The organism is Actinomycetospora endophytica, from assembly GCF_021026375.1.
In the GTDB taxonomy this organism is placed as follows: Bacteria; Actinomycetota; Actinomycetes; order Mycobacteriales; family Pseudonocardiaceae; genus Actinomycetospora; species Actinomycetospora endophytica.
In genome coordinates this window covers 29,333-51,634 of sequence record NZ_JAJNDB010000006.1, presented here as the reverse complement: position 1 = coordinate 51,634, position 22,302 = coordinate 29,333, and the positions used below count along the sequence as shown (strand labels likewise).

At 74.7% G+C, this 22,302-nt stretch carries 22 protein-coding genes; 15 read left to right on the top strand and 7 right to left on the bottom strand.

All coding sequences use genetic code 11. The features are described from left to right. Nucleotides 1-34 precede the first annotated feature (34 nt). Entirely contained in the window at nt 35-913 is an 879-nt protein-coding gene (locus tag LQ327_RS23930) for an LLM class F420-dependent oxidoreductase (protein ID WP_230738293.1), read from the bottom strand. Between the two features lie 92 nt (nt 914-1,005). Then, nucleotides 1,006-1,899, bottom strand: coding sequence for a PaaX family transcriptional regulator (locus LQ327_RS23925; RefSeq protein ID WP_230738292.1), 894 nt, complete (start codon nt 1,897-1,899; stop codon nt 1,006-1,008). Nucleotides 1,900-1,916: 17 nt separating this feature from the next. Between LQ327_RS23925 and LQ327_RS23920 the strand changes: the two genes are divergently transcribed. The 4 genes from LQ327_RS23920 to LQ327_RS23905 all read left to right on the top strand — a co-directional run bounded on the left by LQ327_RS23920 (nt 1,917) and on the right by LQ327_RS23905 (nt 7,610). Beyond that, complete coding sequence (locus tag LQ327_RS23920; RefSeq protein ID WP_308286365.1) at nt 1,917-3,230, top strand: adenosylmethionine--8-amino-7-oxononanoate transaminase; 1,314 nt, start codon at nt 1,917-1,919, stop codon at nt 3,228-3,230. Nucleotides 3,231-3,697: 467 nt separating this feature from the next. After that, entirely contained in the window at nt 3,698-6,112 is a 2,415-nt protein-coding gene (locus LQ327_RS23915) for a SulP family inorganic anion transporter (RefSeq protein ID WP_230738291.1), read from the top strand. A 21-nt stretch (nt 6,113-6,133) separates the two neighbouring features. Beyond that, the gene (locus LQ327_RS23910; protein WP_230738290.1) at nt 6,134-7,312 is read left to right on the top strand and encodes an 8-amino-7-oxononanoate synthase; all 1,179 of its coding nucleotides are present in this window, start codon (nt 6,134-6,136) and stop codon (nt 7,310-7,312) included. A gap of 94 nt (nt 7,313-7,406) precedes the next feature. Beyond that, nucleotides 7,407-7,610, top strand: coding sequence for a hypothetical protein (locus LQ327_RS23905; protein ID WP_230738289.1), 204 nt, complete (start codon nt 7,407-7,409; stop codon nt 7,608-7,610). A gap of 104 nt (nt 7,611-7,714) precedes the next feature. Here LQ327_RS23905 and LQ327_RS23900 read toward each other — a convergent pair whose 3' ends face one another. Beyond that, a complete protein-coding gene (locus LQ327_RS23900; RefSeq protein ID WP_230738288.1) occupies nt 7,715-7,954 on the bottom strand; it encodes a type II toxin-antitoxin system antitoxin in 240 nt (79 codons plus the stop codon). An 8-nt stretch (nt 7,955-7,962) separates the two neighbouring features. Then, nucleotides 7,963-8,865: an SPFH domain-containing protein gene (locus LQ327_RS23895; RefSeq protein WP_230738287.1), complete on the bottom strand. Its 903-nt coding sequence runs from the start codon at nt 8,863-8,865 to the stop codon at nt 7,963-7,965. Between the two features lie 86 nt (nt 8,866-8,951). On the opposite strand from LQ327_RS23895, the gene bioD reads away from it, so the two are divergent. The 4 genes from bioD to LQ327_RS23875 all read left to right on the top strand — a co-directional run bounded on the left by bioD (nt 8,952) and on the right by LQ327_RS23875 (nt 11,662). After that, complete coding sequence (bioD, locus tag LQ327_RS23890; RefSeq protein WP_230738286.1) at nt 8,952-9,662, top strand: dethiobiotin synthase; 711 nt, start codon at nt 8,952-8,954, stop codon at nt 9,660-9,662. 89 nt (nt 9,663-9,751) lie between these two features. Continuing rightward, nucleotides 9,752-10,789, top strand: coding sequence for a biotin synthase BioB (gene bioB / locus LQ327_RS23885; RefSeq protein WP_230738285.1), 1,038 nt, complete (start codon nt 9,752-9,754; stop codon nt 10,787-10,789). An 8-nt stretch (nt 10,790-10,797) separates the two neighbouring features. Further along, the gene (gene bsaP / locus LQ327_RS23880) at nt 10,798-11,001 is read left to right on the top strand and encodes a biotin synthase auxiliary protein BsaP (protein WP_230738284.1); all 204 of its coding nucleotides are present in this window, start codon (nt 10,798-10,800) and stop codon (nt 10,999-11,001) included. A gap of 19 nt (nt 11,002-11,020) precedes the next feature. Continuing rightward, nucleotides 11,021-11,662, top strand: a complete 642-nt coding sequence (locus LQ327_RS23875; RefSeq protein WP_230738283.1) for a DUF2567 domain-containing protein — start codon at nt 11,021-11,023, stop codon at nt 11,660-11,662. A gap of 10 nt (nt 11,663-11,672) precedes the next feature. Here LQ327_RS23875 and LQ327_RS23870 read toward each other — a convergent pair whose 3' ends face one another. Continuing rightward, a complete protein-coding gene (locus LQ327_RS23870; RefSeq protein WP_230738282.1) occupies nt 11,673-12,479 on the bottom strand; it encodes an LON peptidase substrate-binding domain-containing protein in 807 nt (268 codons plus the stop codon). A 118-nt stretch (nt 12,480-12,597) separates the two neighbouring features. Beyond that, entirely contained in the window at nt 12,598-13,293 is a 696-nt protein-coding gene (locus tag LQ327_RS23865; RefSeq protein WP_308286364.1) for an NUDIX hydrolase, read from the bottom strand. Between the two features lie 217 nt (nt 13,294-13,510). Here LQ327_RS23865 and nadA point away from each other — a divergent pair, with 217 nt between their 5' ends. The 6 genes from nadA (at nt 13,511) to LQ327_RS23835 (ending at nt 20,253) form a co-directional block, all read left to right on the top strand. After that, nucleotides 13,511-14,551, top strand: a complete 1,041-nt coding sequence (nadA, locus tag LQ327_RS23860; RefSeq protein ID WP_230738281.1) for a quinolinate synthase NadA — start codon at nt 13,511-13,513, stop codon at nt 14,549-14,551. Further along, on the top strand, nt 14,548-16,173 hold the full coding sequence (nadB, locus tag LQ327_RS23855) for an L-aspartate oxidase (protein ID WP_230738280.1): 1,626 nt from the start codon (nt 14,548-14,550) through the stop codon (nt 16,171-16,173). The genes nadA and nadB overlap by 4 nt, the downstream gene beginning before the upstream one ends. Continuing rightward, nucleotides 16,170-17,048 carry a carboxylating nicotinate-nucleotide diphosphorylase gene (nadC, locus tag LQ327_RS23850; protein WP_230738279.1) on the top strand — a complete coding sequence of 293 codons (879 nt, stop codon included), beginning with the start codon at nt 16,170-16,172 and terminating at the stop codon, nt 17,046-17,048. The genes nadB and nadC overlap by 4 nt, the downstream gene beginning before the upstream one ends. After that, nucleotides 17,045-18,169 (top strand): NAD(P)/FAD-dependent oxidoreductase, encoded by a 1,125-nt coding sequence (locus tag LQ327_RS23845; protein ID WP_230738278.1) that lies wholly within the window; start codon nt 17,045-17,047, stop codon nt 18,167-18,169. The genes nadC and LQ327_RS23845 overlap by 4 nt, the downstream gene beginning before the upstream one ends. A 10-nt stretch (nt 18,170-18,179) precedes the next feature. After that, nucleotides 18,180-19,103, top strand: coding sequence for a GH12 family glycosyl hydrolase domain-containing protein (locus LQ327_RS23840; protein WP_230738277.1), 924 nt, complete (start codon nt 18,180-18,182; stop codon nt 19,101-19,103). A gap of 136 nt (nt 19,104-19,239) precedes the next feature. After that, nucleotides 19,240-20,253, top strand: a complete 1,014-nt coding sequence (locus LQ327_RS23835; RefSeq protein ID WP_230738276.1) for a GH12 family glycosyl hydrolase domain-containing protein — start codon at nt 19,240-19,242, stop codon at nt 20,251-20,253. A gap of 88 nt (nt 20,254-20,341) precedes the next feature. Here LQ327_RS23835 and LQ327_RS23830 read toward each other — a convergent pair whose 3' ends face one another. After that, nucleotides 20,342-20,773, bottom strand: a complete 432-nt coding sequence (locus LQ327_RS23830; protein ID WP_230738275.1) for an RNA-binding S4 domain-containing protein — start codon at nt 20,771-20,773, stop codon at nt 20,342-20,344. A 151-nt stretch (nt 20,774-20,924) separates the two neighbouring features. Between LQ327_RS23830 and LQ327_RS23825 the strand changes: the two genes are divergently transcribed. Further along, nucleotides 20,925-22,259 (top strand): sensor domain-containing phosphodiesterase, encoded by a 1,335-nt coding sequence (locus tag LQ327_RS23825; RefSeq protein WP_230738274.1) that lies wholly within the window; start codon nt 20,925-20,927, stop codon nt 22,257-22,259. Nucleotides 22,260-22,302: the final 43 nt, after the last annotated feature.

Here is a 22,302-nt window from a genome sequence, read left to right as displayed (position 1 = left end):
GAGCACTCATTGACGTCCCAGCGTCAATGAGTGCTCACGAGCCGAAGGCACCTAGCTTCGGCACCGCCGGCGCCATCCCGTCGATCCACGCCGCGGGCGAGCCCGTCGTCGGGGTGACCATCACGGCGTCGACCCCGAGCGCGGCGTAGTCGGCCATCGCGCGGACGAACTCGTCGAGCGTGTCCGGGCCGGGCCGCGGGTTGTTCGCCATGATCGTGATGCGGATGTCGTCGACGTTCCGCCCGACGTCGTCGCAGTGGCGGCGCAGCACGTCGAGCTTGTGCTCGATGTCGGCGGGGGAGGACGCGAAGAGGTTGCAGGCGTCCCCGTACTGCGCGACCAGGCGCAGCGTCTTGCGCTCGCCGCCCCCGCCGATCAGCACCCGCGGCCGGTGCAGCGGCTGCGGCGAGCACAGCGTCTCCGCCAGCTGGTAGTGCTTGCCCTCGTAGGGACCGTTGTCCTTCGGGTCCCACATCTGGCCGCAGATCTGCAGCGCCTCCTCGAGACGCTCGAACCGCTCGGCCAGCGGCGGGAACGGGACACCGAGACCGAGGTGCTCCCGCTCGAACCACGCCGCCCCGATCCCGAGCACCGCGCGGCCGCCGGAGAGCACGTCGAGCGTGGTCACGGTCTTCGCGAGCAGGCCGGGATGCCGGTACGTCACGCCGGTGACGAGCAGGCCGAGGTCGATCGTCGAGGTGTGGGCGGCCAGGTAGCCGAGGGTGGTGTAGCCCTCGAGCATGTGGGCCTCGGCGGGCAGGCCGGTCGGCTGGATCTGGAAGAAGTGGTCCATGAACGAGAGCCAGCTCGCGCCGGACGACTCCGCGGCGCTCCCGACCCGACCGAGCTCGGCGGCGATGGCCGTCGGCCCGCCGTCGATGTCGAAGATCGGGATGTGAAAGCCGAGCTCCATGAGGCGATCTCCTCGCGCTGTGACGATGGTGCTGGCGGCCATCGTGCTGCTTCGAGCGCGCTCGAACGCAAGCGCTCGGACACGAGCAGAGTTCAGCCCAGCGCCACGAACGCCTCCCGTGCCCCCGCCGCCCACGCCTCGTGGCGGCGGTGGAACACCTCGGCGGCCCGCGCGCCGACCCAGCCGGCGGGGAGCAGCTCGGCCGGCAGCTGCGGGTCGAGGAACGGGAAGCGCCGCCACGCGTCCACCAGCCGGACCTGTGCGGCGAGGATCGCGATCGGGTCGGCGGGGTCGGGTTCGAGGTCGGCGAACCGGTCGACGAACTCGGCGTAGCGGGCCTCGAGCTCGCGCAGGTCCCAGGCCTGGGCCACGAGCTCGGCGTCGGAGAGCCCGCCGTGGGTGCCGCCCACGACGACCAGCGCGCCCTCGTCGAGCCCCACGTCGGTCAGCGCGCGGTGGGCCTCGGCGACCCGCTCGGCGTCCGGGCACACCCAGACGCCGGGCGCCGGAGAGCCCAGCCCCGCCCACGCGAGCTGCGTGCGCAGCTGGTGGCGCAGCGCGCGCTGTGCCTCCGGGACGCTCACGACGAGCACGAGCCACCGCCCGTCCCAGGCCGGCCGGGGCGCCCCGTGGGCGTAGATCCGTTCCGCGCCTTCGGAGAGCAGCCGCTCCCCGGACGGCGTCAGCGACCAGCGGACCCGTCGTCCGGCCCGTTCGGAGACGACGACGTCGTCCGCGGCGGTCCGCGCGAGCGCCTGGCGGGCGGACTTCTCCTCGACCCCGACGGAGCCGAGGGCGTCCAGGACGGCCTGGGTCCAGACGGGCTCGCCCCGGGGGAGGACGAACTCCCCGAGGACGGTGAGCAACAGCGAACGGGCGCTCGTCGCGGCCACCTCGCGGCGGCGGGAGAAGGCGTCCTCGGCCGAACCCGACGACGTCGCCGGTGCCGTGGAGCCCGACCCGTGCGTCACCCCCCGCGCGGCCATGACCGACGATCGTAGGCGTGTCCACCACTCCGGGCCTGCCGCGACCCGCACCCGACGACCTCCGGGCCCGCGACCGTGAGCACGTCTGGCATCCCTACGGCCCGATGCCGGGGCGGACCGACCCGCTGGTGGTGGCCTCGGCCGAGGGCGTGCGGCTCACCCTCGACGACGGGCGTGAGCTGGTCGACGGCATGAGCTCCTGGTGGGCCGCGGTGCACGGCTACCGCCACCCCGCCCTCGACGGGGCGCTGCGGACGGCCGCCGACGAGTACAGCCACGTCATGTTCGGTGGCCTCACCCACGATCCGGCCGTGCAGCTCGCGACCCGGCTCGTCGAGATCACGCCCGAGCCGCTGCGCCACGTGTTCCTCGCCGACTCCGGCTCGGTGTCGGTCGAGGTCGCGGTGAAGATGTGCCTGCAGTACCAGCGGGCGCGCGGCCGGGCCGGACGCACCCGGATGATGACCTGGCGCGGCGGCTACCACGGCGACACGTTCGCGGCGATGAGCGTGTGCGACCCCGACGGCGGGATGCACTCGCTCTGGAAGGGCTTCCTCCCCGAGCAGGTCTTCGCCGACGTCCCGCCGGCCGACGCCCCGCCCGCCGAGTACGACGCCGCCTACGACGAGCACCTGGCCGGGCTGGCGGCGGAACACGCCGACGAACTGGCCGGGATCATCGTCGAACCGGTCGTCCAGGGGGCGGGCGGGATGCGCTTCCAGAACCCGCGGCACCTGGCCACGCTGCGGGAGATCGCCGACCGGCACGACCTGGTGCTCGTGTTCGACGAGATCGCCACCGGCTTCGGGCGCACCGGCGAGCTGTTCGCCGCCGACCACGCCGGGGTCGCGCCGGACGTGCTGTGCGTCGGGAAGGCCCTGACCGGCGGCTACCTGACGCTCGCCGCGGCGCTGTGCACGTCCGCCGTCGCGGACGCGGTGAGCGACGAGCGCGGCGGCGGCGGACTCATGCACGGGCCGACGTTCATGGGGAACCCGCTCGCCTCCCGGGTCGCCCTCGCGAGCATCGACGAGCTGCTGCGCCGGGACTGGCGCGGTGAGGTGGCCGCCATCGGTGACGCGTTGACGACGGGTCTCGGGCCGGCGCGGACGGTCCCCGGGGTTCGCGACGTGCGTGTGCTGGGAGCCATCGGGGTGGTCCAGCTGGATCACCAGGTCGACGTCCCCGCCGCGCAGGCCGCCGCCGAGTCCCACGGTGTGTGGCTGCGGCCGTTCCGCGACCTCGTCTACACGATGCCGCCGTTCGTCACCCCGCCCGACGACGTGGACCGGATCGCCCGGGCCGTCGTCGCCGCGGCCGCCACGGGCTGACAGCACGGGCCGAGGAGCGTGTGGCGGGTGTGTGACTGGCCTGTGTGTCGGCCCGGGTCGCCGGCGACCGAGACCGATAGGGGCGATCTGTTCCGTTTTCACCTGATCGACGCAATCGTGCGACGTCGATCACGGGGCCGAACGGCCGATCGCGCCCGAGCGTGATCATCCTCCGGGGCCCGGTGTCCCTCCGGTCGGGTCCGGGGGACGTCATCACGCCGAACCCGGTACCGGCAGTCACGTGAACGACCGGTGAACCGGGTTGCGCGCGATCGGAGTCGTGCAGACTTCCCCGTGGAACGTCCGGTTCGTCCGGATCGCCCGCCTTCAGCTCGACCCCGACCCGAGCCCACTGCCGCCCACGACGCCGCAGGCCGCTCGGACCGCCCCGGGCGCCGCCGGTCGCGACGACGACGTCGCACGCCCGCCGGCGCCGAGACGATCCGTCCGGAGGACTCCCCTCACCCATGAGCGCTCCCGCCTCGACGCCGCCCCCCGCGCCGTCGTCCCCACCCCCGTCCTCCTCGTCGCTCGGCGCCGCCCTCGCCGACTTCCGTGCCAACCTGCGCTACGACCTGCCGGCCTCGCTGGTCGTCTTCCTCGTCGCCGTGCCGCTGTCGCTGGGCATCGCGGTCGCCTCCGACGCCCCGCTGACCGCCGGGCTGATCGCGGCGGCGATCGGCGGCATCGTCGCCGGCACCCTCGGCGGGTCGGCGCTGCAGGTCAGCGGGCCGGCCGCCGGCCTCACGGTGATCGTCGCCGACCTCGTCAACCGCTTCGGCTGGGGCGTGACCTGCGCGATCACCGTCGCCGCGGGCCTGCTCCAGCTCGTCTTCGGCTTCTCGAAGGCCGGACGGGCGGCGCTGGCGATCTCACCCGCCGTCGTGCACGGGATGCTCGCCGGGATCGGCGTGACGATCGTGCTCGGCCAGCTCCACGTCGTCCTCGGCGGCGAGCAGCAGGACGACGCGATCGCCAACGTCCTCGCGCTGCCCGGTCAGCTGATCTCGGTCCACGGGCCCGCGGCGACCCTGGGCCTCGCCGTCATCGCGATCCTGCTCGCCTGGCCCCGGCTGCCGCGCAGCGTCCCCGCCTGGATCCAGGGCATCCCGGCGCCGCTGCTCGCGGTCACGCTCCTGACCGTCGTCGCGTCGGTGCTGATGCTGCCGGTCGAGCGGGTCGAGGTCGGCGGGTCGGTGCTCGACGCGATCGCGCTGCCGGTGCTGCCGACGTCCGATCTCGGCGGCGTGATCGTCGGCGTGTTCACCGTGGCGATCATCGCCTCGATCGAGAGCCTGCTGTCGGCCGTCGCGGTCGACAAGCTGCGCCCGGGCCAGACGTCGAACCTGGACCGCGAGCTGGTCGGTCAGGGAGCAGGCAACACTCTCTCCGGACTGCTCGGCGGCCTGCCGATCACCGGCGTCATCGTCCGCAGCTCCACCAACGCCGCGGCCGGCGCGCGCTCCCGGACCTCGGCGGTGCTGCACGGCGTGTGGATCGTGGTCTTCTCGGTGGCGCTGCTCGGCCTGGTCCAGCAGATCCCGATGGCGGTGCTCGCCGGGCTGCTCGTCCACATCGGCGCGAAGCTGGTGAACATCGCGCACATGCGCGAGCTGCACCGTCACGGCGAGCTGCCGATCTACGTCGTGACGATCCTGGGCGTGGTGTTCGTCGACCTGCTGACCGGTGTGCTCATCGGGCTCGGCCTCGCGCTGCTGATGGTGCTGCGGCGCGTGGTGTGGGCGTCGATCGAGGTCCAGGAGCCGAGCAGCGGCCAGGGCACGTGGCACGTCGTCGTCGAGGGTGCGCTGTGCTTCCTGTCGGTGCCGCGCCTCTCGCGCCGCCTCGCCCGGATCCCCGAGGGTGCCGACGTCGTCGTCGACCTCGTCACCGACTACCTCGACCACGCGGCGTTCGACCACCTCTCCGAGTGGGAGGACCGCCACCGGCTCTCCGGTGGCTCGGTGCGGGTCGACGAGGTCGGGACGATGGGCCTCGTCGCCCGCCGGGAGGCGACGGCGGGCGGCCCCGGCGACCGCCGGCCCGGGCCGGTGCCGCGCTTCCTCGCGCCGTGGTCGGTCTGGCAGGCCGGGCACGACGCGACCTACGGCGAGGGCTGGGGGCACGGTCACCGGAGCAGCGAGCCGTGCGACGACGGGTGCGGCGGCGCCTCGGGTGCCGACCCGATCCTCACCGGGCTGCGGGAGTACCACCGCCGCGCCGCGGGCCTCGTCGCGCCGTACCTCTCCGACCTCGCCGACGGCCAGGCCCCGCACGCCTGGTTCCTGACCTGCAGCGACTCGCGGGTGGTGCCGAACGTCCTGACCTCGTCGGGACCCGGGGATCTCTTCACCGTCCGCAACGTCGGCAACCTCGCCCCGCTGGGGGGCCGGGGCGACGACTCGGTCGGCGCGACGGTCGAGTACGCCCTCGACGCGCTGCACGTGCCGACGCTCGTCGTCTGCGGCCACTCCGGGTGCGGGGCGATGCAGGCCGTGCTGCGGTCCGACGGCGGGTTCGACGGGGCTCTCGGGCGCTGGCTCGAGGGAGCCTCCGAGAGCCTGTCGCGGTTCCGGAGCGGTCATCCGGTCGGCGAGCACGCCGGGGCGGCGGTGGCGAGCGAGGTCGACCGGCTGGCGATGGTGAACGTCGCCGTCCAGCTCGACCGGCTGGCCCGTCATCCCGGGGTGGCGACCGCGGTCGAGGAGGGCCGGGTCCGGCTCGTCGGGCTGTTCTTCGACATCGCGACCGCCCGGATGTCGGTGCTCGACGGCGACCGGTTCGTCCCGGCGTCGACGGATCGGCTCGGTGCCGGGACACGCAGCGGAGCGGAGCTGGACCATCGAGTCAGCTCCGCGACCACCTTCCCGGTCAGCGGCTGAGCAGTCCCTAGGGTGTCGGCTGTGAACGACCCCCTGGCCTGGCTGGACGAGACGGCGCAGGACCGCCGCGCGGCGGGCCTGCGCCGCTCGTTGACCCCGCGGGAGGTCGTCGAGCCGCTCGTCGACCTCGCCTCCAACGACTACCTGGGCCTCGCCCGCGACCCCCGGGTCGTCGAGGGGGCGGTCGAGGCGACGCGGACGTGGGGCGCGGGGTCGACCGGGTCGCGGCTGGTGACCGGGACGACGCGGCTGCACGCAGCGCTCGAGGAGGAGCTGGCCGCGTTCTGCGGGGCCGAGGCGGCGCTGGTGTTCTCGTCCGGCTACACCGCGAACCTCGGTGCCGTGACCGCGCTCTCGGGTCGCGGGGCGGTCGTCGTCTCCGACGTGGCGGCACACGCGTCGCTGGTGGACGCGGCGCGGCTGTCGCGGGCGCGGGTCGTGGTGTCGCGCTGCTCGGTGCCCGCCGAGGTGGACGCGGTGCTGGCCGAGGCGCCGGAGACCCGCCGCGTGGTGGTCACCGACGGCGTGGACTCGGTGGACGGCGGGCTCGCGCCGCTCGGGGAGCTCGCGGCGGTGTGCCGGGCCCGTGGCGCGGTGCTGCTCGTCGACGACGCGCACGGGCTGGGGGTGCGCGGCCCGGCGTCGCGGCCCGGGGCCGGGCTGGTCGCGGAGGCGGGGCTGATGCGGGAGCGGGGCGTCGTCGTGACGGCGACGCTGTCGAAGTCGCTGGGATCGCAGGGCGGGGTCGTGCTCGGCGACGCCGACGTGATCGCCCATCTGATCGACGCGGCCCGCTCGTTCATCTTCGACACCGCGCTGGCTCCGGCCGCCGCCGGGGCGGCCCAGGCGGCGCTGGGGGTCCTGCGCGACGAGCCGGAGCGGGTCGCGGCGCTGCACGCGGCCGCGGCGTCCGTAGCGGCGTCGGCGCGGGCGGCGGCCTCGTGGGCCGGCGTGGCCGAGCCGACCGCCGCGATGGTCCCCGTCGTGCTCGGCGAGCCGGAGCTGGCGACGGCGGCGCGGGACGCCTGCGCCGAGGCGGGCCTGCGCGCCGGGTGCTTCCGCCCGCCGTCGGTCCCGGAGGGCACCTCGCGGCTGCGGCTGACGGCCCGCGCCGATCTCGGCGCCGACGACCTCGCGCTGGTCGACCGGGTCCTCGCCGAGGTGCTCCCGGCGGTGCGGGGGACCGCCCTGACGGGGTGAGCAGCGTCGTTCCCGGCGGGGCGGACGAGCGTCGCGACGGGGCTGGTGGCATGCTGGAAAGCGCTTTACGGAATCGATCCCGAAGGAGGATGGTGTGACCGTCACGGACAGCAGGTCGGCCTTCCGACTCTGGCACTGCGGCCGCTGTCGCCGCCCGCTGGCGGAAGGCTCCGACTACCTGCGCTGCGGGTGCTGCGGCGCGGTCCACGACATGGACGGGACCCCGCGTCCCGACGTCGAGGACGCCGAGCGACCCGTCCTGGACCCGAACGTCGTACGCGTCCGCAACTGGCTCTAGCCCCCGCGGACCGGCCGTACCGGTGTCCATCGTCCGGCCAAGATCACCGGAAGGACGAGGATCTGGACGCTCAGGCCTCAGATCCTCGTCATCTCGGTGATCACTCATCTCTCGGGCTCCGCAGCGCCGTCCCCGCCCTCGTCGCCCTCGTCCGGTCGCCGCGGACGCCCCGGCCCGCGCATCGGCCGGGCCTCCCGGGGCGAGCGCCCGGCGTCGTCGAGCGCGCGCCGCAGGAGGAACTCGATCTGGGCGTTCACGCTGCGGAGGTCGTCGGAGGCCCAGCGGGCCACGGCGTCGTGCACGGCCGGGTCGAGGCGCAGCAGGAGCTTCTTGCGTTCCGCCACCCGCGCTCCTACTGGTAGAGCGAGCCCGCGTTGACCACGGGCTGCGCGGAGCGGTCCCCGGCGAGGACGACGAGCAGGTTGCTGACCATCGTCGCCTTGCGCTCCTCGTCGAGCTCGACGGTGCCGCGCTCCTCGAGCCGCGACAGCGCCGACTCGACCATCCCGACGGCGCCCTCGACGATCCGACCCCGCGCGGCCACGACCGCCCCCGCCTGCTGGCGCATCAGCATGACCTGCGCGATCTCCGGGGCGTACGCGAGCTGGGTGATCCGCGACTCGATGATGTGCACGCCCGCCGACTCCACGCGGGTCGCGATCTCGGCCGAGAGCATCGCGGTGATCTCGTCGGCGTTCTCGCGCAGCGAGCGGCTGCTCTCGTCGGTGGTGTCGTAGGGGTACGAGCCCGCGATGTGACGGACGGCCGACTCGGTCTGGATGTCGACGAAGCGCACGAAGTCGTCGACCTCGAAGACGGCCTTCGCGGTGTCGTCGACCCGCCAGACCACCACGGCGGCCATCTCGATCGGGTTGCCGTCGAGGTCGTTGACCTTGGTGGTGTCGGACTCGTGGTTGCGGATCCGGGTCGAGATCGCGCGGCGACTGGTCAGCGGGTTGACCCAGCGCAGCCCCTCGGTGCGCACGGTCCCGCGGTAGCGCCCGAGCAGCTGCACCACCTGTGCCTGACCGGGCGAGACCGCCACCAGGCCGCGCAGCGTCACCACTGCGGCGATCAGCAGCACCACGGCCACCGCGATCGCCGGCCCGGGCCCGCCGACCAGCCCGACGACGACCGCCGCCACCAGGAGCAGCACGGCGACGCCGAGCATCGCCCACCCCGACACGTCGTGGGCGCCCACCTCCCGGATGCGGGCTTCCGGCATCTCGATCTCGGCCTGCGTCGGCGTGGACATGGCGACCTCCCCGGTGAGCTGTCTTGAAGACATCAAAGTGATATCACTATTCGAGCGCCCAGCACCAGCCCCTACTCTCGTCCGACGTGCGGACCTTGATCGTCACCGGCACGGGGACCGGGGTCGGGAAGACGGTGGTGACCGCCGCCGTCGCGACCCTGGCAGCGGCGGCCGGCGAGCGCGTCGTCGTCCTCAAGCCCGCGCAGACGGGCATCGAGCCCGGAGCGCCGGGCGACCTCGCCGACGTCACGAACCTCGCCGGCCACGCCGTCGTCACCCGCGAGCTCGCCCGCTATCCGGAGCCGCTCGCCCCGGCCACCGCCGCCCGCCGCAGCGGCCTCGCCCCGCTCCGCGTCGCCGACGTCGCGCAGGCCGCCGAGGACACCGCGGCCGAGAACCCCGCCGTCGATCTCCTGCTCATCGAGGGCGCCGGCGGCCTCCTCGTCCGGCTCAACGACGACGGCGAGACCCTGGCCGACGTCGCTGCGGCCCTCGACGCCCCGGTCCTCGTCGTCGCGACCGCCGGCCTGGGCGTGCTCAACACCGCCGCTCTCACCGCCGAGGCCCTCGCGCGACGCGGCCTGACCCTCACCGGCACCGTCGTCGGCGCGTACCCCGAGCAGCCCGACCTCGCGGAGCGCACCAACCTCGCCGACCTCCCGGTCGTCACCGGCGCGCCCCTGCTCGGCGTCCTGCCCGCGGGGCTCGGCGACACCGACCCGGGGACCTTCGAACACGCCGCGCGGTGTGGTCTGCATCCCGTCCTGGGCGGGCAGTGGGTCCCGGCACTGCCGTGATCGCGCACCGTGAGGCAGACTCCGGCCGGTCGACACCCTCCGGGGCCGACATTTCCTCCAGCACCATCCCCGACGACGAGGAGCGACGCGTGACGGCGAGCACCGAGACCGCCCGCGAGACCGGTGGCACGAGCGACGACATCCTCGCCGTCGCCCGCGAGCAGGTCCTGGAGCGCGGCGAGGGACTCTCCGAGGCACAGGTGCTCGAGGTGCTGCGCCTGCCCGGCGACCGGCTCACCGAGGCGCTGGCGCTGGCCCACGAGGTCCGGATGCGCTGGTGCGGCCCGGACATCGAGGTGGAGGGGATCGTCAGCCTCAAGACCGGCGGGTGCCCCGAGGACTGCCACTTCTGCAGCCAGTCGGGCCTGTTCGACTCGCCGGTGCGCGCCGCGTGGCTCGACAAGGACCGCCTCGTCGAGGCCGCGAAGCAGACCGCGAAGACCGGTGCGACGGAGTTCTGCATCGTCGCCGCCGTCCGTGGCCCGGACGAGCGCCTCATGGAGCAGGTCCGTGCGGGCGTCGCCGCGATCCGCGCCGAGGTCGACATCAACGTCGCCTGCTCGCTGGGCATGCTGACCCAGGAGCAGGTCGACGAGCTCGCCGCGATGGGCGTGCACCGCTACAACCACAACCTCGAGACCGCGCGCAGCCACTTCCCCGAGGTCGTCACCACGCACTCCTGGGAGGAGCGCTGGGAGACGCTGCAGATGGTCCGTGCCGCGGGCATGGAGGTCTGCTGCGGCGGCATCGTCGGGATGGGCGAGTCCCTCGAGCAGCGCGCCGAGTTCGCGGTGCAGCTCGCCGAGCTGGAGCCCGACGAGGTCCCGATGAACTTCCTCATCCCGAACCCCGGCACCCCGTTCGCGCACCTCGAGGTGCCGCAGGGCCCGGACGCGCTCATGACGATCGCCGCCTTCCGGCTCGCGATGCCGCGCACGGTGCTGCGCTTCGCCGGCGGCCGCGAGCTGACCCTCGGCGACTTCGGGGCCGAGCAGGGCATGCTCGGCGGCGTCAACGCGATCATCGTCGGCAACTACCTGACGAATCTCGGACGCCCCGCGGAGCAGGATCTGGAGATGCTCGACAGCCTCAAGATGCCGATCAAGGCCCTCAACGACACCCTCTGACGGCGACCGTGTTCTGTTCCTGGTGCGGTGGCGAGACCACCGGTGACGACGAGGCCCACGAGCGTTGCCGTGCCCGCCTCGCGATGGTCGACCCGCCGCGCTACTGCCCGGAGTGCGCCCGCCGCATGGTCGTGCAGGTCGACCCGATGGGCTGGACGGCGCGGTGCAGCCGCCACGGCGAGAGCTCCAGTGCCGCCAGGGCCCAGCGGTGACGGTCACTAGGCTGCGGCCGTGACCGTGGGCGCCGAGCAGTTCCCGGCCGACGAGTTCGTCGCCGAGCAGCCCACCGGCCTGCTCAGCCGCGCCGAGCTCCTCGGCGACGTCCGGTCCGTGCTGCGGACGGTGATCATCGTCGTGGCCGGCGGGCTGCTGCTCGGGGTGCTGTGGGCGCTGGTCGCGCCGGGCCAGGAGACGGTGACGACGGCGTCGGGCGCGACCGCGGGCCTCGCGGCCGAGTCCGACCACGTCTTCGACGCCACCGCGGTGTTCTTCCTGCTCGCGAGCGCCTACGGCGTCGTCGTCGGAGCGCTGGCGTGGCGGGTGAGGTCACGGCGCGGTCCGGTGATGCTGGTCGGGATCGCCCTCGCGTCGACGGCGGCGGCCTGGGTGGCCGCCCGGATCGGGACCCTGCTCGCCGGCCCGCTGACCGACCGCAACCCGGTCGGCGTCCTGCTCGACCGCGCCGAGGCCTCCGCGAGCGGCACCCCCGGCCCCCCGATCCCGGCCACGCTCACGACGGTGCCCGCCGCGATCGGCTCGTTCTGGACGGTGGTGGGCGCGGGCGTCGGCGCGGTGCTGGCCTATCTGCTGTGCGCGATCGCCCTCGGGACCGACGACCTCGGCCGGGCCGACGCCCCGGCGCCGGAGGCCTGACCGCCCGGACTCAGTTGTCGCTCGACGGCACCGCGAACTTCGCGGTCGGCGCCCAGACCGCGTTCAACCGGCCGAGCAGCTCGGCCTCCCGCGCCATCGAGTGCGAGACCAGCTCGAGGCGCTTGCGCGGGCACGTCTGCTCGAGGAGTTCCTGGCGGTCCCCGAGCGGCAGCAGGCAGTCGGCCGCGAGCACGTGGGCGAGCACCGACGCGTCGACCGGCTCGTCGTCGTCGGCGCCCATCGGCGGCGCCTCCGCCGAGAGCGCGGGCTCCTCGTCCGGCTCCAGGGTCTCGTCGTCGTCCTCGTCCGCCTCCTCGAGGATCGACTCCGCGGCGTCGGCGTGACGGCGGTAGGTCCTCGCCGTCGTGCAGTAGCGCCGGTGCGCGGCGCGGGCGGCCCGCTCGAGGGGTTCGATGGCCTCGGGGTCGCCGCCCTCGACGTCGGGGAGCCACTCGACGTTCGCGACGAGGTACGGGGCGGTCGAGTCGTCGACGTCGATCAGCCGGAACCGCCGGTCGCCCATGGTCAGCATGTCGAACCGGCCGTCGGGCAGCCGCCGGACCTCGCGCAGCGCCGCCGTGCACCCGATCTCGTGCAGGCCCTCCGGCCCGTCGTCGGGACCCCACCCCTCCCGCACCGCGACCACACCGAACTGCTTGCCCGGCACCGCGCCGGTGACCAGGTCGATGGTGAGCTGCCGGTAGCGGGGTTCGAAGACGTGCAGTGGGAGCGGTGCCCCGGGCAGCAGCACCGTGCCCAGCGGGAAGAGGGGCAGCGTCTCGACACGCCCCCCGTCGCGTCGCTCGCCCCTGTCCACGGCGGCCACGCTACGGTCTGCGGCCCGCCGTCGCCGGGTGGACGACAGGAGACGAAGCGGAGCGGGCACGACCCGCAGTCGCGCCCGGGCGCGCAAGCGCGTGCGCCGCAGCACCTGCTCAGACGGCCCCGGCTCCCGACGGCGGACGCAGTGCCGCGAACGGGTCGGTCACCCGCAGGGTGTGCTCGGAGAAGCGGAAGAGCGCCGCCGGCCGGCCCCCGGCGGGCCCCGGCGCCGCCGTCGTCCCGGTGGGGACGAGGACCCCGCGCCGGGTGAGCACCCGCTGGAGGTTCGTGGCCGAGACGTGGTGCCCGAGCGCGGCGGCGTAGAGGCGTCGCAGCTCGGAGATCGAGAACACGTCCGGGGCCAGCGCGAAGCCGATGTTCGTGTAGGAGAGCTTCGCGCGCAGCCGGTCGAGGCCCACGCGGGTGATCTCGCCGTGGTCGAACGCGGTCGGCGGCAGGGCGTCCACCCGGTGCCAGGCGGTGTCGTCGGGGATCGCCGGGTCGGCGTCGGAGGGGACGAGGCCGAGGAACGCGGTCGCGACGCGGCGCGGTGCCGGACCGCGGTGGGGATCGCTGAACACCGAGAGCTGCTCGACGTGGGCGACCTCCGCGAGATCGACCTTCTCGGCGAGGTGGCGGCGCACCGAGGCCTCGACGTCCTCCGTCGCGCCCAGCCGGCCGCCGGGCAGCGCCCATCGGCCCTCGTGCGGTTCGCGGGCCCGCCGCCAGAGCAGGACGGAGGGGACCGTCCCGGTGATGCGCAGGACGACGGCCAGCACGTCGTGCGCGATCAGGCCCTCGGCCTCCACGCCGCCACGGTAGCGCTCCGTGCACACGGGCTGACGGTGATGGGGCCGAGCGGGCGCCGGGCGTGTCCCTGGTCATACCGCCCGACCGGACGGGTGGCACCGGGCGTGGTCGCGGCGTACTGTCGCCCACGTTTTCGACCAAAAGGCGAAAACCTCGACCGCCGCACCGGGGCCCCGCGTTCCCACCATGAGCGCGCCAGCCCGGGGGAGGACCGCCATGACCGTCACCGTGGACGCGCAGGCCCACCAGCCTCCGACCGACCTCGTCGAGCCCCGGTCGCTGACCGAGGCCTCCGAGATCGAGCGGTGGGCGGCCGAGATCCGCCGGCTGGCCCGTGACCGCGACGCCGTCGTGCTCGCGCACAACTACCAGCGCCCCGAGATCCAGGACGTCGCCGACCACACCGGCGACTCGCTGGCCCTCTCCCGGATCGCCGCCGCGGCGGACGCGTCGACCATCGTCTTCTGCGGCGTCCACTTCATGGCCGAGACCGCGAAGATCCTGGCGCCGGAGAAGACGGTGCTCATCCCCGACGCGCGGGCCGGCTGCTCGCTCGCCGACTCGATCACCGCCGACGAGCTGCGCGCGTGGAAGGCCGAGCACCCGGGCGCCGTCGTCGTCAGCTACGTCAACACGACGGCGGCCGTGAAGGCCGAGACCGACGTCTGCTGCACCTCGTCGAACGCGGTCGACGTCGTCGCGAGCGTCCCGGCCGACCGCGAGGTGCTGTTCCTGCCCGACCAGTTCCTCGGCGCGCACGTCCGCCGCGAGACCGGCCGGGAGAACCTGCACGTCTGGGCGGGGGAGTGCCACGTGCACGCCGGGATCAACGGCGCCGAGCTCACCGCCCGCGCCGAGGCCGATCCTGATGCCGACCTGTTCGTCCACCCCGAGTGCGGGTGCGCCACCAGCGCGCTCTACCTCGCCGGCGAGGGCGCGGTGCCGCGCGAGCAGGTCCACATCCTCTCCACCGGCGGCATGCTCGACGCCGCGAAGAACACCACGAAGCGCAGCGTCCTGGTGGCCACCGAGGTCGGGATGCTCCACCAGCTGCAGCGGGCCAACCCCGCCGTCGACTTCCGCCCGGTGAACGAGCGCGCGGCCTGCGGCTACATGAAGACGATCACCCCGGGCTCGCTGACCCGCGCGCTGCGGGAGGGCCGCGACGAGGTCCACGTGGACGCGGCGACGGCGGAGAAGGCGCGCGCGTCGGTCCAGCGGATGATCGAGATCGGCCGGCCCGGGGGCGGGGAGTGAGCGCCACCCGGGACGCGCAGCGCAGCGGAGCCGGACCATCGACCTGGACGGCGGCCGCCGACCTCGTCGTCGTCGGCTCCGGGGTCGCCGGGCTCTCGGCGGCGACGGCGGCGTCGCGACGCGGCCTGCGGGTCGTCGTCGTCACCAAGGACGCCCCCGACGAGGGCTCGACGCGCTGGGCGCAGGGCGGCATCGCCGTCGTGCTCGGGGACGTCGCGGGCGACAGCGTCGACGCGCACGTCGCGGACACACTCGCGGCGGGCGGTGGTCTGGTCGACGAGGCCGCGACCCGGAACATCCTGGGCGGCGGACCGTCGGCGGTGGCCGAGCTCCGCACGCGGGGCGCGGTGTTCGACGACGCCCACGACGGCGGCAGACTCGCCCGCACCCGCGAGGGCGGCCACGGCACCACCCGTGTCATCCACGCGGGCGGCGACGCGACGGGCGCCGAGGTCGAGCGGGCCCTGCTCGCGGCCCTGCCCGGCGAGGTCACGGTGCTGGCGGGGCACACCGCGGTCGCGGTGCGCCAGGCATCCTCGGTGACCGGGCTCGACGTCGTCGACGACGACGGACGCGTGGGTGTGATCAGCGCACCGGCCGTCCTGCTCGCCACCGGCGGCGTCGGCGGGCTCTACGAGACGACGACGAACCCCGCGGTCGCGACCGCCGACGGCTGGGCACTGGCCCTGCGCGCGGGCGCGGCGCTCGCCGACGTCGAGTTCGTGCAGTTCCACCCCACCGCGCTCGCCGTCCCGGGCCTGCGAGGGCGCGCGCCGCTGGTCACCGAGGCGCTGCGCGGCGAGGGCGCGCACCTCGTCGACCTCTCCGGGCGGCCCGTGATGGACGGCGTCGACCCGAGGGGCGACCTGGCCCCGCGTGACGTCGTCGCCGGCGCCATCACCGCGGTCCTCGCGGGGACCGGCGCGCCCCACGTGCTGCTCGACGCGACCGGGGTGGAGGACGTCCGGCGGCACTTCCCGACGGTGACCGCGTCCTGCGACGCCATCGGGGTCGACCCCGCCCGCGACCCGATCCCGGTCCGGCCCGCCGCGCACTACGCCTGCGGCGGCGTCATCACCGACACGCGGGGGCGCACCGGGGTGACGGGGCTGTGGGCGGCGGGCGAGGTCGCGCGCACCGGCCTGCACGGCGCCAACCGGCTCGCCTCGAACAGCCTGCTCGAGGGCCTCGTCGTGGGCCGTGCGACCGGCATCGACGTGGCCCGTGCGCTGGCCGGGCCGCGGCCGGTGATCCGCCCCGGTGAGCCGGCGACCCCGATCGCCGGCGCCGCGGACCGCGCGACCCTGCAGCGGGCCATGAGCCGCGGCGCCGCGGTCGGGCGCGACGCGGCGGGCCTGGCCGCGACCTCCGACGCGATCGAGTCGGTGACCGTCGACCGCGCGCTGACCGACCGGGCCGCCGTCGAGGACGCCGCGCTCACCCTCGCGGCGGGGGCGCTGCTCGCGGCGGCCGGGACGCGCACCGAGTCGCGGGGCTGCCACGTCCGGCGTGACCACCCGCGTCGTGACGACCGCTGGCAGGCCGCGTCGTCCGCCGTCACGCTCGTCGACGGGCGACTGACGCTGTCCTCGACCGACCGGGTTCTCGGAGGTGCCGCATGACCAGCACGACCACCCTGCCCGTCGGGCTGGACGCCGCGGAGGTCGACGCGATCGTCGACCGGGCCCTCGACGAGGACCTCCGGGACGGCCCGGACCGCACGACGGCGGCCTGCGTGCCGGCCGGGTCGGTGGCGGTCGGGGAGTTCCGGACGCGGCCCGCGGGCACGCTGGCCGGCGTCGGCGTGGCGGTCCGGGTGCTGGAGAAGGTCTGCGGCGACGAGCTGGAGATCCTCGACGCCCGCGCCGACGGCGACCGTCTGAAGCCCGGCGACACGGCGCTGACGGTCCGAGCCCCGCTCACGACGCTGCTCACCGCCGAGCGCACCGCCCTCAACCTGCTCTGCCAGCTGTCCGGGGTCGCGACCGCGACCGCGGCGTGGGTGGACGCGGTCGAGGGCACCCCGGCCCGCATCCGTGACACCCGCAAGACCGTGCCGGGCCTGCGGACGCTGCAGAAGTACGCGGTGCGCTGCGGCGGCGGGGTCAACCACCGGATGTCGCTGGGCGACGCGCTGCTGATCAAGGACAACCACGTGGCCGCGGCCGGGTCGGTGACGGCGGCGGTGCGGGCGGCCCGGTCCGCGGCGCCGGAACTGCCCTGCGAGCTCGAGGTCGACTCGTTCGACCAGCTCGACGAGGCGCTGACCCTCGGCCTGGAGCTGATCCTGCTGGACAACTTCTCGGCCGACGAGTGCGCCGAGGCGGTCCGGCGCCGGAACGCCGGCGCCCCGACCACGGGCCTGGAGGCCTCCGGCGGGCTGACCCTCGACACTGCCGCCGCCTACGGGGCCGCCGGGGTGGACTTCCTCTCCGTCGGCGGGCTGACCCACTCGTCCTCGGCGCTGGACCTGGGGCTGGACCTGCGGTCCTCGTGAGCGGGCACGGCGCGGTCGTCGTCGGCGGCGGCATCGCCGGGATGTCGGTCGCGGCGGAGCTCGCCGCGGCCGGGGTCGAACGCCCGGTGCTCCTCGAGGCCGAGCCGGAGACCGCCCGGCACACCACCGGGCGCTCGGCGGCGAGCTACATCCCGGGCCACGGCCCGCCGCCGACCCGGGACCTGATCGCGGCGTCGCTCGACCGCTTCACGGCGATCGCGCAGGACGCCGGCCACCCGTTCCTGCGCCCGCGCCCGGTCCTGCACGTCGCGCAGACGGCCGAGGAGGAACGGACCCTGCGCGAGGAGATCCTCCCGCTCGGCCCGGTCACCGAGCTCGGCGTCGACGAGGCCGTCCGGCGCTGGCCCGCGCTGCGCCGTGACGCGGTCCGGGCGGCCGCCGTCGTCGAGGACGCGATGGACGCGGACCCGATCGGGCTGCACCAGTACTACCGGCAGCGCTTCCGCGCGCACGGCGGGGAGATTCGGACGCGGGCACCCGTCGTCGGGATCGACCCCACGACGACGGGCCGGCGGGTCACCACCGCCGACGGGACCACCCTCGACACCGACCTCGTCGTGCTCGCCGCCGGCGCGTGGACCGACCGGCTGCTGGGACTGGCCGGAGCGCCGCCGATCGGCCTCACCCCGTACCGGCGGACCATCGCGATCGTGCGGGTCCCGCCCGGCGCACCGGTGGACCCCGACGATCCGTTCGCCGTGGCCGTGGACGACTCCTGGTACGCCAAGCCGGAGGGCGCCCACCTGCTCGTCTCGCCCTCCGAGGAGACCCCGCAGGAGCCCGGCGACGCCAAGCCGGACGACCTCGACGTCGCCCTCGCGATCGAGCGCGTGAACGCGGTGACCACCCTCGGGCTCCGCTCGGTCGTCACCGCGTGGGCGGGCCAGCGCACCTTCGCGCCGGACCGCTGCTTCGTGGTCGGGGATCGTCCGGAGCATCCGGCGCTGCACGTGTTCGCCGGTCAGGGCGGGTCGGGCATCGAGACCGCGCCGGCGGCTGCCGCCCTCGCCGTCGCCGTCATCCTCGGCGGGGACACCCCCGCCGACCTGCGACGACACGGCGTCGAGGCCGCGCGCTACAGCGTTCGGCGCATCCTCTAGCCTCACCCGCGTGGGCGAACCCACGCGTGCTCCACGCGTTCTCCTGGTGGCCCTCGTCGCGGCACTGACGCTGCTGGCGACGGCGTGCGGCTCCTCGCAGGCGCCCACGGTCCCGCCGATCGCGGTCGACCCGACGGCGCAGAACCTCGCCGGGCAGCAGTCACTCCCGGCCGCGGCCCCGGCACCGGCCCGGCCGGCCGCCCCGGCGCCGCCGCTGGTCCCGAAGCTCCTCGCCCCGCTGTCCGCGATCGGCAGCCGCACCGGCCCGCAGGTGTGCGAGAAGTTCGGGTCGACGCCGGTGGCCGGGGGGCGGTTCGAGGTGCAGAACGACGCCTGGGGCGCGTCCACCCCGCAGTGCACGACGGCGTTCAACACCGGGTTCAGCGTCCAGGCGGACCACGACAAGGACTCCGGCCCCGCCGCCTACCCGTCGATCGTGTGGGGCTGCAACCACGGGAACTGCACCCGGGGCACCCCGTTCCCGCGGCCGCTCGCCGACCTCGGCGACGTCCGGTCCAGCTGGGCGGTGACGGTCCCCGACCAGGGCCGCTTCAACGCCTCGTACGACATCTGGCTCGACCCGACGCCGCGCCGCGACGGCGACAACACCGGCGCCGAGCTGATGATCTGGACGATCCGCGCCGGCGGCATCGACCCCATCGGCGACAAGACCGGGACCGTGACTCTCGCGGGCGCTCCCTGGGACGTCTACCAGGGCGACAACAACGGGGTGCCGGTCATCTCCTACGTGCGCCAGCAGTCGGTGCGCGAGGTCCTCGACCTGCCGATCACCGACTTCGTGCGCGACGCGACGCGCCAGGGCGTCGTGAAGCCGGAGTGGTACCTGACGAACCTCCAGGCCGGCTTCGAGCCGTGGGTCGGCGGTACCGGCCTCTCGACCGACGCCTTCAACGCCACGCGCGACGGCGTCTGAGATCACGCGACGCGCCACCCGTGTGGGTGGCATCCGTGCCCCCACGTGCACGAACGACTGACTCCGTCTGGCGCGTCATGTTGCGCCGAACGTACGTTCCGCCGCGCTGAACGGTCCAACGGGGAGGGCGCGCGGGATGAGCGGTAGGTGGCCGACGACCAACGACGGCGGAGCTGGAGAACGGGTGCGGCGCGGGGCCGGTCGCCACCGGCGGCACGACGAGCCGCGCCGGCTCCGGCCGGAGGCGCTGCGGGCCCTCGTCGGCGGGCTCGGGCTGGTGGCGCTCGTGGTCCTGACGACGGTGGTCCCCCAGAGCGCGGCGAGCTCCGCGACCGACGCGGCCCTGGTCCCCGCCGCGGTGCGCACGTCCGCCACGTCCACCGCGACACCCACGACGACGGCCGAGCCGACCACGTCGTCGTCGGCACCCACGTCCACGAAGGCGCCCACCACGACGAAGGCGCCGGCCGCGGTGACCGAGAAGAAGGTCTGCGACAAGTACGGGTCGACCCCGGTCCAGGGCGGGCGCTACGAGGTGCAGAACGACCTCTGGGGCGGTGGCGGCGAGTCGCAGTGCGTCTTCGCGTTCGACACCGGCTTCCGGGTCGAGGCGAACCACAACAAGGACAGCGGCCCGGCGGCGTACCCGTCGATCGTCTTCGGCTGCAACTACGGCAACTGCACCAAGGGCACCCCGTTCCCGCGCCCGATCGCCGACCTCGGCGACCTGCGGACCTCCTGGAGCACGACCACCCCGGACAAGGGTGACTACAACGTCGCCTACGACATCTGGCTCGACCCGACCGCCCGCAAGGAGGGCGCGCCGACCGGGCTGGAGCTCATGGTCTGGCTCAAGCACACCGACCGCGTGAACCCGATCGGCAAGCAGACCGGCGACGTCGTCCTCGACGGGGTGCCCTACGAGGTCTGGCAGGGCGACAACGGCGTCCCGGTCATCTCCTACGTCCGCAAGCAGCAGACCAACGCCGTCGCGAACATGTCGATCCCGAGCTTCGTCGCGGACGCCCAGAAGCGGGGGGTCGCGAAGCCGAACTGGTTCATGACGAGCGTGCAGGCCGGGTTCGAGCCGTGGATCGGCGGCACCGGACTGGTCACGACGAACTTCTCGGTCACCCGCAACGGTCAGTAGGTCGGACCCACCGCCGGCGGCCGGAAGGTGCCGTCGGCGTAGGGGCGGGGTCTCATGACGCGGTGCCTGCCGTCCTGGATCCGAGTCCTCAGTCCTCCAGGTCGGCCTCGACCGCGTCGGGCTCGACCGCCAGGTCGTGCTCGACGCCGTGGAGCAGCGACGCCCGCTCGAAGGCCTCGATCCGCCGCCGGTCGCGCTTCGTCGGCCGGCCGGCGCCGCGCTCGCGCCGGGGCACCGGTGGGATCTCCCCCTTGGGCGGGGGCGGCGGGGTGTGGTCGACGTAGCAGGTCACGGCCTCCGGTGCGCCGACCCGCTTCTCGATCACGCGGCCGACCTCGACCACCCGCGGGATGTCGTAGAGGCGCGTGCGCACGGTGTCCCCGGAGCGCACCGGCGTGGAGGCCTTCGCCGGTTTGTCGTTGACGCGGACGTGCCCGCCCCGGCACGCGGTGGCGGCGTCGGCCCGCGTCTTCGACAGGCGCACCGCCCACAGCCACCGGTCGATGCGCGTGGAGTCCATCGGCGCCAGTCTGCACCCGTCCCCCGTTGCCATGGCGAACGACGCTTTCGGGTGACACGGTGTGACGACGGCTGTCCGGTCTCGGGGCCGGTGCCCTCCTCTCGGGGGATGCCTGGCACGGTGAGTGGTGACACGTCAGGAAGGAGTGTCCGTGCTCGACGAGGACGACGACGAGGTCGCGGCGCTCGACGCGCTGTTGGCCGAGCGCGCCGTCGAGCCGGTCTTCCAGCCGATCGTCGATCTCGTCGGGGGCGACGTCGTCGGGGTCGAGGCCCTCATCCGCGGTCCGGTCGACGGCCCCCTCGCCCGCCCGGACGCGATGTTCGCCGCGGCCCGCCGCGCCGGACGGGTCGCCGAGCTCGACCTGCTGTGCCGCGGGCGTGCGGTCGAGGAGGCGTACGCGTCCGGCATGAGCGGTCCCCTCGCGCTGTTCGTCAACGTCGAGCCGCTGACGGTCGCCACGGAGCTGGTGCCGTTCACGGCCACCTCGGACCTCGCCGAGCGTGGGGTGCGGGTCGTCGCCGAGCTCACCGAGCGGGACCTCACCGCCGACCCGGCCCGCCTGTTCTCGTTCGCCGACCAGGTACGGGCCCACGGCTTCCACGTCGCCCTCGACGACGTCGGCGCGCACCCCGCCTCCCTCGCGCTGATGCCGTTCCTGCGCCCCGAGGTGGTCAAGCTCGACCTCCGGCTGGTGCACGCCCACCCCGGGCCCGAGGTCGCCGAGATCATGTCGGCGGTCGCCGCGTACGCCGAGCACAGCGAGGCGCTCGTACTCGCCGAGGGCGTCGAGACCCGCGACCACCTCGCCACCGCCCGCAGCCTCGGCGCGACGCTCGGCCAGGGCTGGTGGTTCGGCCCGGCGGAACCCGCGGCGGCGATCCTGCCCGGGCTCCAGGCGCCCCGCCTCGTCCCGCCCTGGCGCCGCCCGGCGGCCCGGGTCCCGCGCGGCAGCCCCTTCGCCACCGTCGCCCGGGTCCGCACGCCGCGGCGGGCGACCGCCCCGCTGCTGCTGTCGGTCAGCCACTTCCTCGAGCGGCAGGCGGCCGAGCTGGGGGAGCTCGCCGTCGTCGTGGCCGCCTTCCAGCGCGCCTCGTCGTTCACCCCCGGCGCGCGCCGGCGCTACCGGGACCTCGGCCGCTCGGCCGCGTTCGTCGGGGCCATCGGCGCCGGGATGCCCGCCGAGCCGGAACCGGGGGTGCGCGGGGCCGACCTCGCGCCCGGCGACCCGGTGCTCCGGGAGTGGGACGTCGCCGTCGTCGGCCCGCACTTCGCGGCCGCGCTCGTGGCCCGCGATCTCGACGACGCCGACGGCCCCGGCGGGGTGGACCCCGACCGCGCCTTCGACTACGTCCTCACCCACGACCGCCCGTTGGTCCTCGACGTCGCGCGCTCGTTGCTCGCGCGCACGGTGCCGTCGACGGCCACCGACACCGTCGGGTCACCCGTATCGCCCGTGAGGGTGGTGTCGGTGGGGGACGGCTAGCTCGTTCGGTCCACCCGGGTACGCTCCGTGTACTGATGGTGGT

What these genes read in the sequence shown, in the direction of transcription:
- LQ327_RS23930 (WP_230738293.1), bottom strand. Translation starts at nt 913, where the DNA reads ATGGAGCTCGGCTTTCACATCCCGATCTTCGACATCGACGGCGGGCCG.
- LQ327_RS23925 (WP_230738292.1), bottom strand. Translation starts at nt 1,899, where the DNA reads ATGGCCGCGCGGGGGGTGACGCACGGGTCGGGCTCCACGGCACCGGCG.
- LQ327_RS23915 (WP_230738291.1), top strand. Translation starts at nt 3,698, where the DNA reads ATGAGCGCTCCCGCCTCGACGCCGCCCCCCGCGCCGTCGTCCCCACCC.
- LQ327_RS23895 (WP_230738287.1), bottom strand. Translation starts at nt 8,865, where the DNA reads ATGTCCACGCCGACGCAGGCCGAGATCGAGATGCCGGAAGCCCGCATC.
- nadA (WP_230738281.1), top strand. Translation starts at nt 13,511, where the DNA reads ATGACCGTCACCGTGGACGCGCAGGCCCACCAGCCTCCGACCGACCTC.
- nadC (WP_230738279.1), top strand. Translation starts at nt 16,170, where the DNA reads ATGACCAGCACGACCACCCTGCCCGTCGGGCTGGACGCCGCGGAGGTC.
- LQ327_RS23835 (WP_230738276.1), top strand. Translation starts at nt 19,240, where the DNA reads ATGAGCGGTAGGTGGCCGACGACCAACGACGGCGGAGCTGGAGAACGG.
- LQ327_RS23830 (WP_230738275.1), bottom strand. Translation starts at nt 20,773, where the DNA reads ATGGACTCCACGCGCATCGACCGGTGGCTGTGGGCGGTGCGCCTGTCG.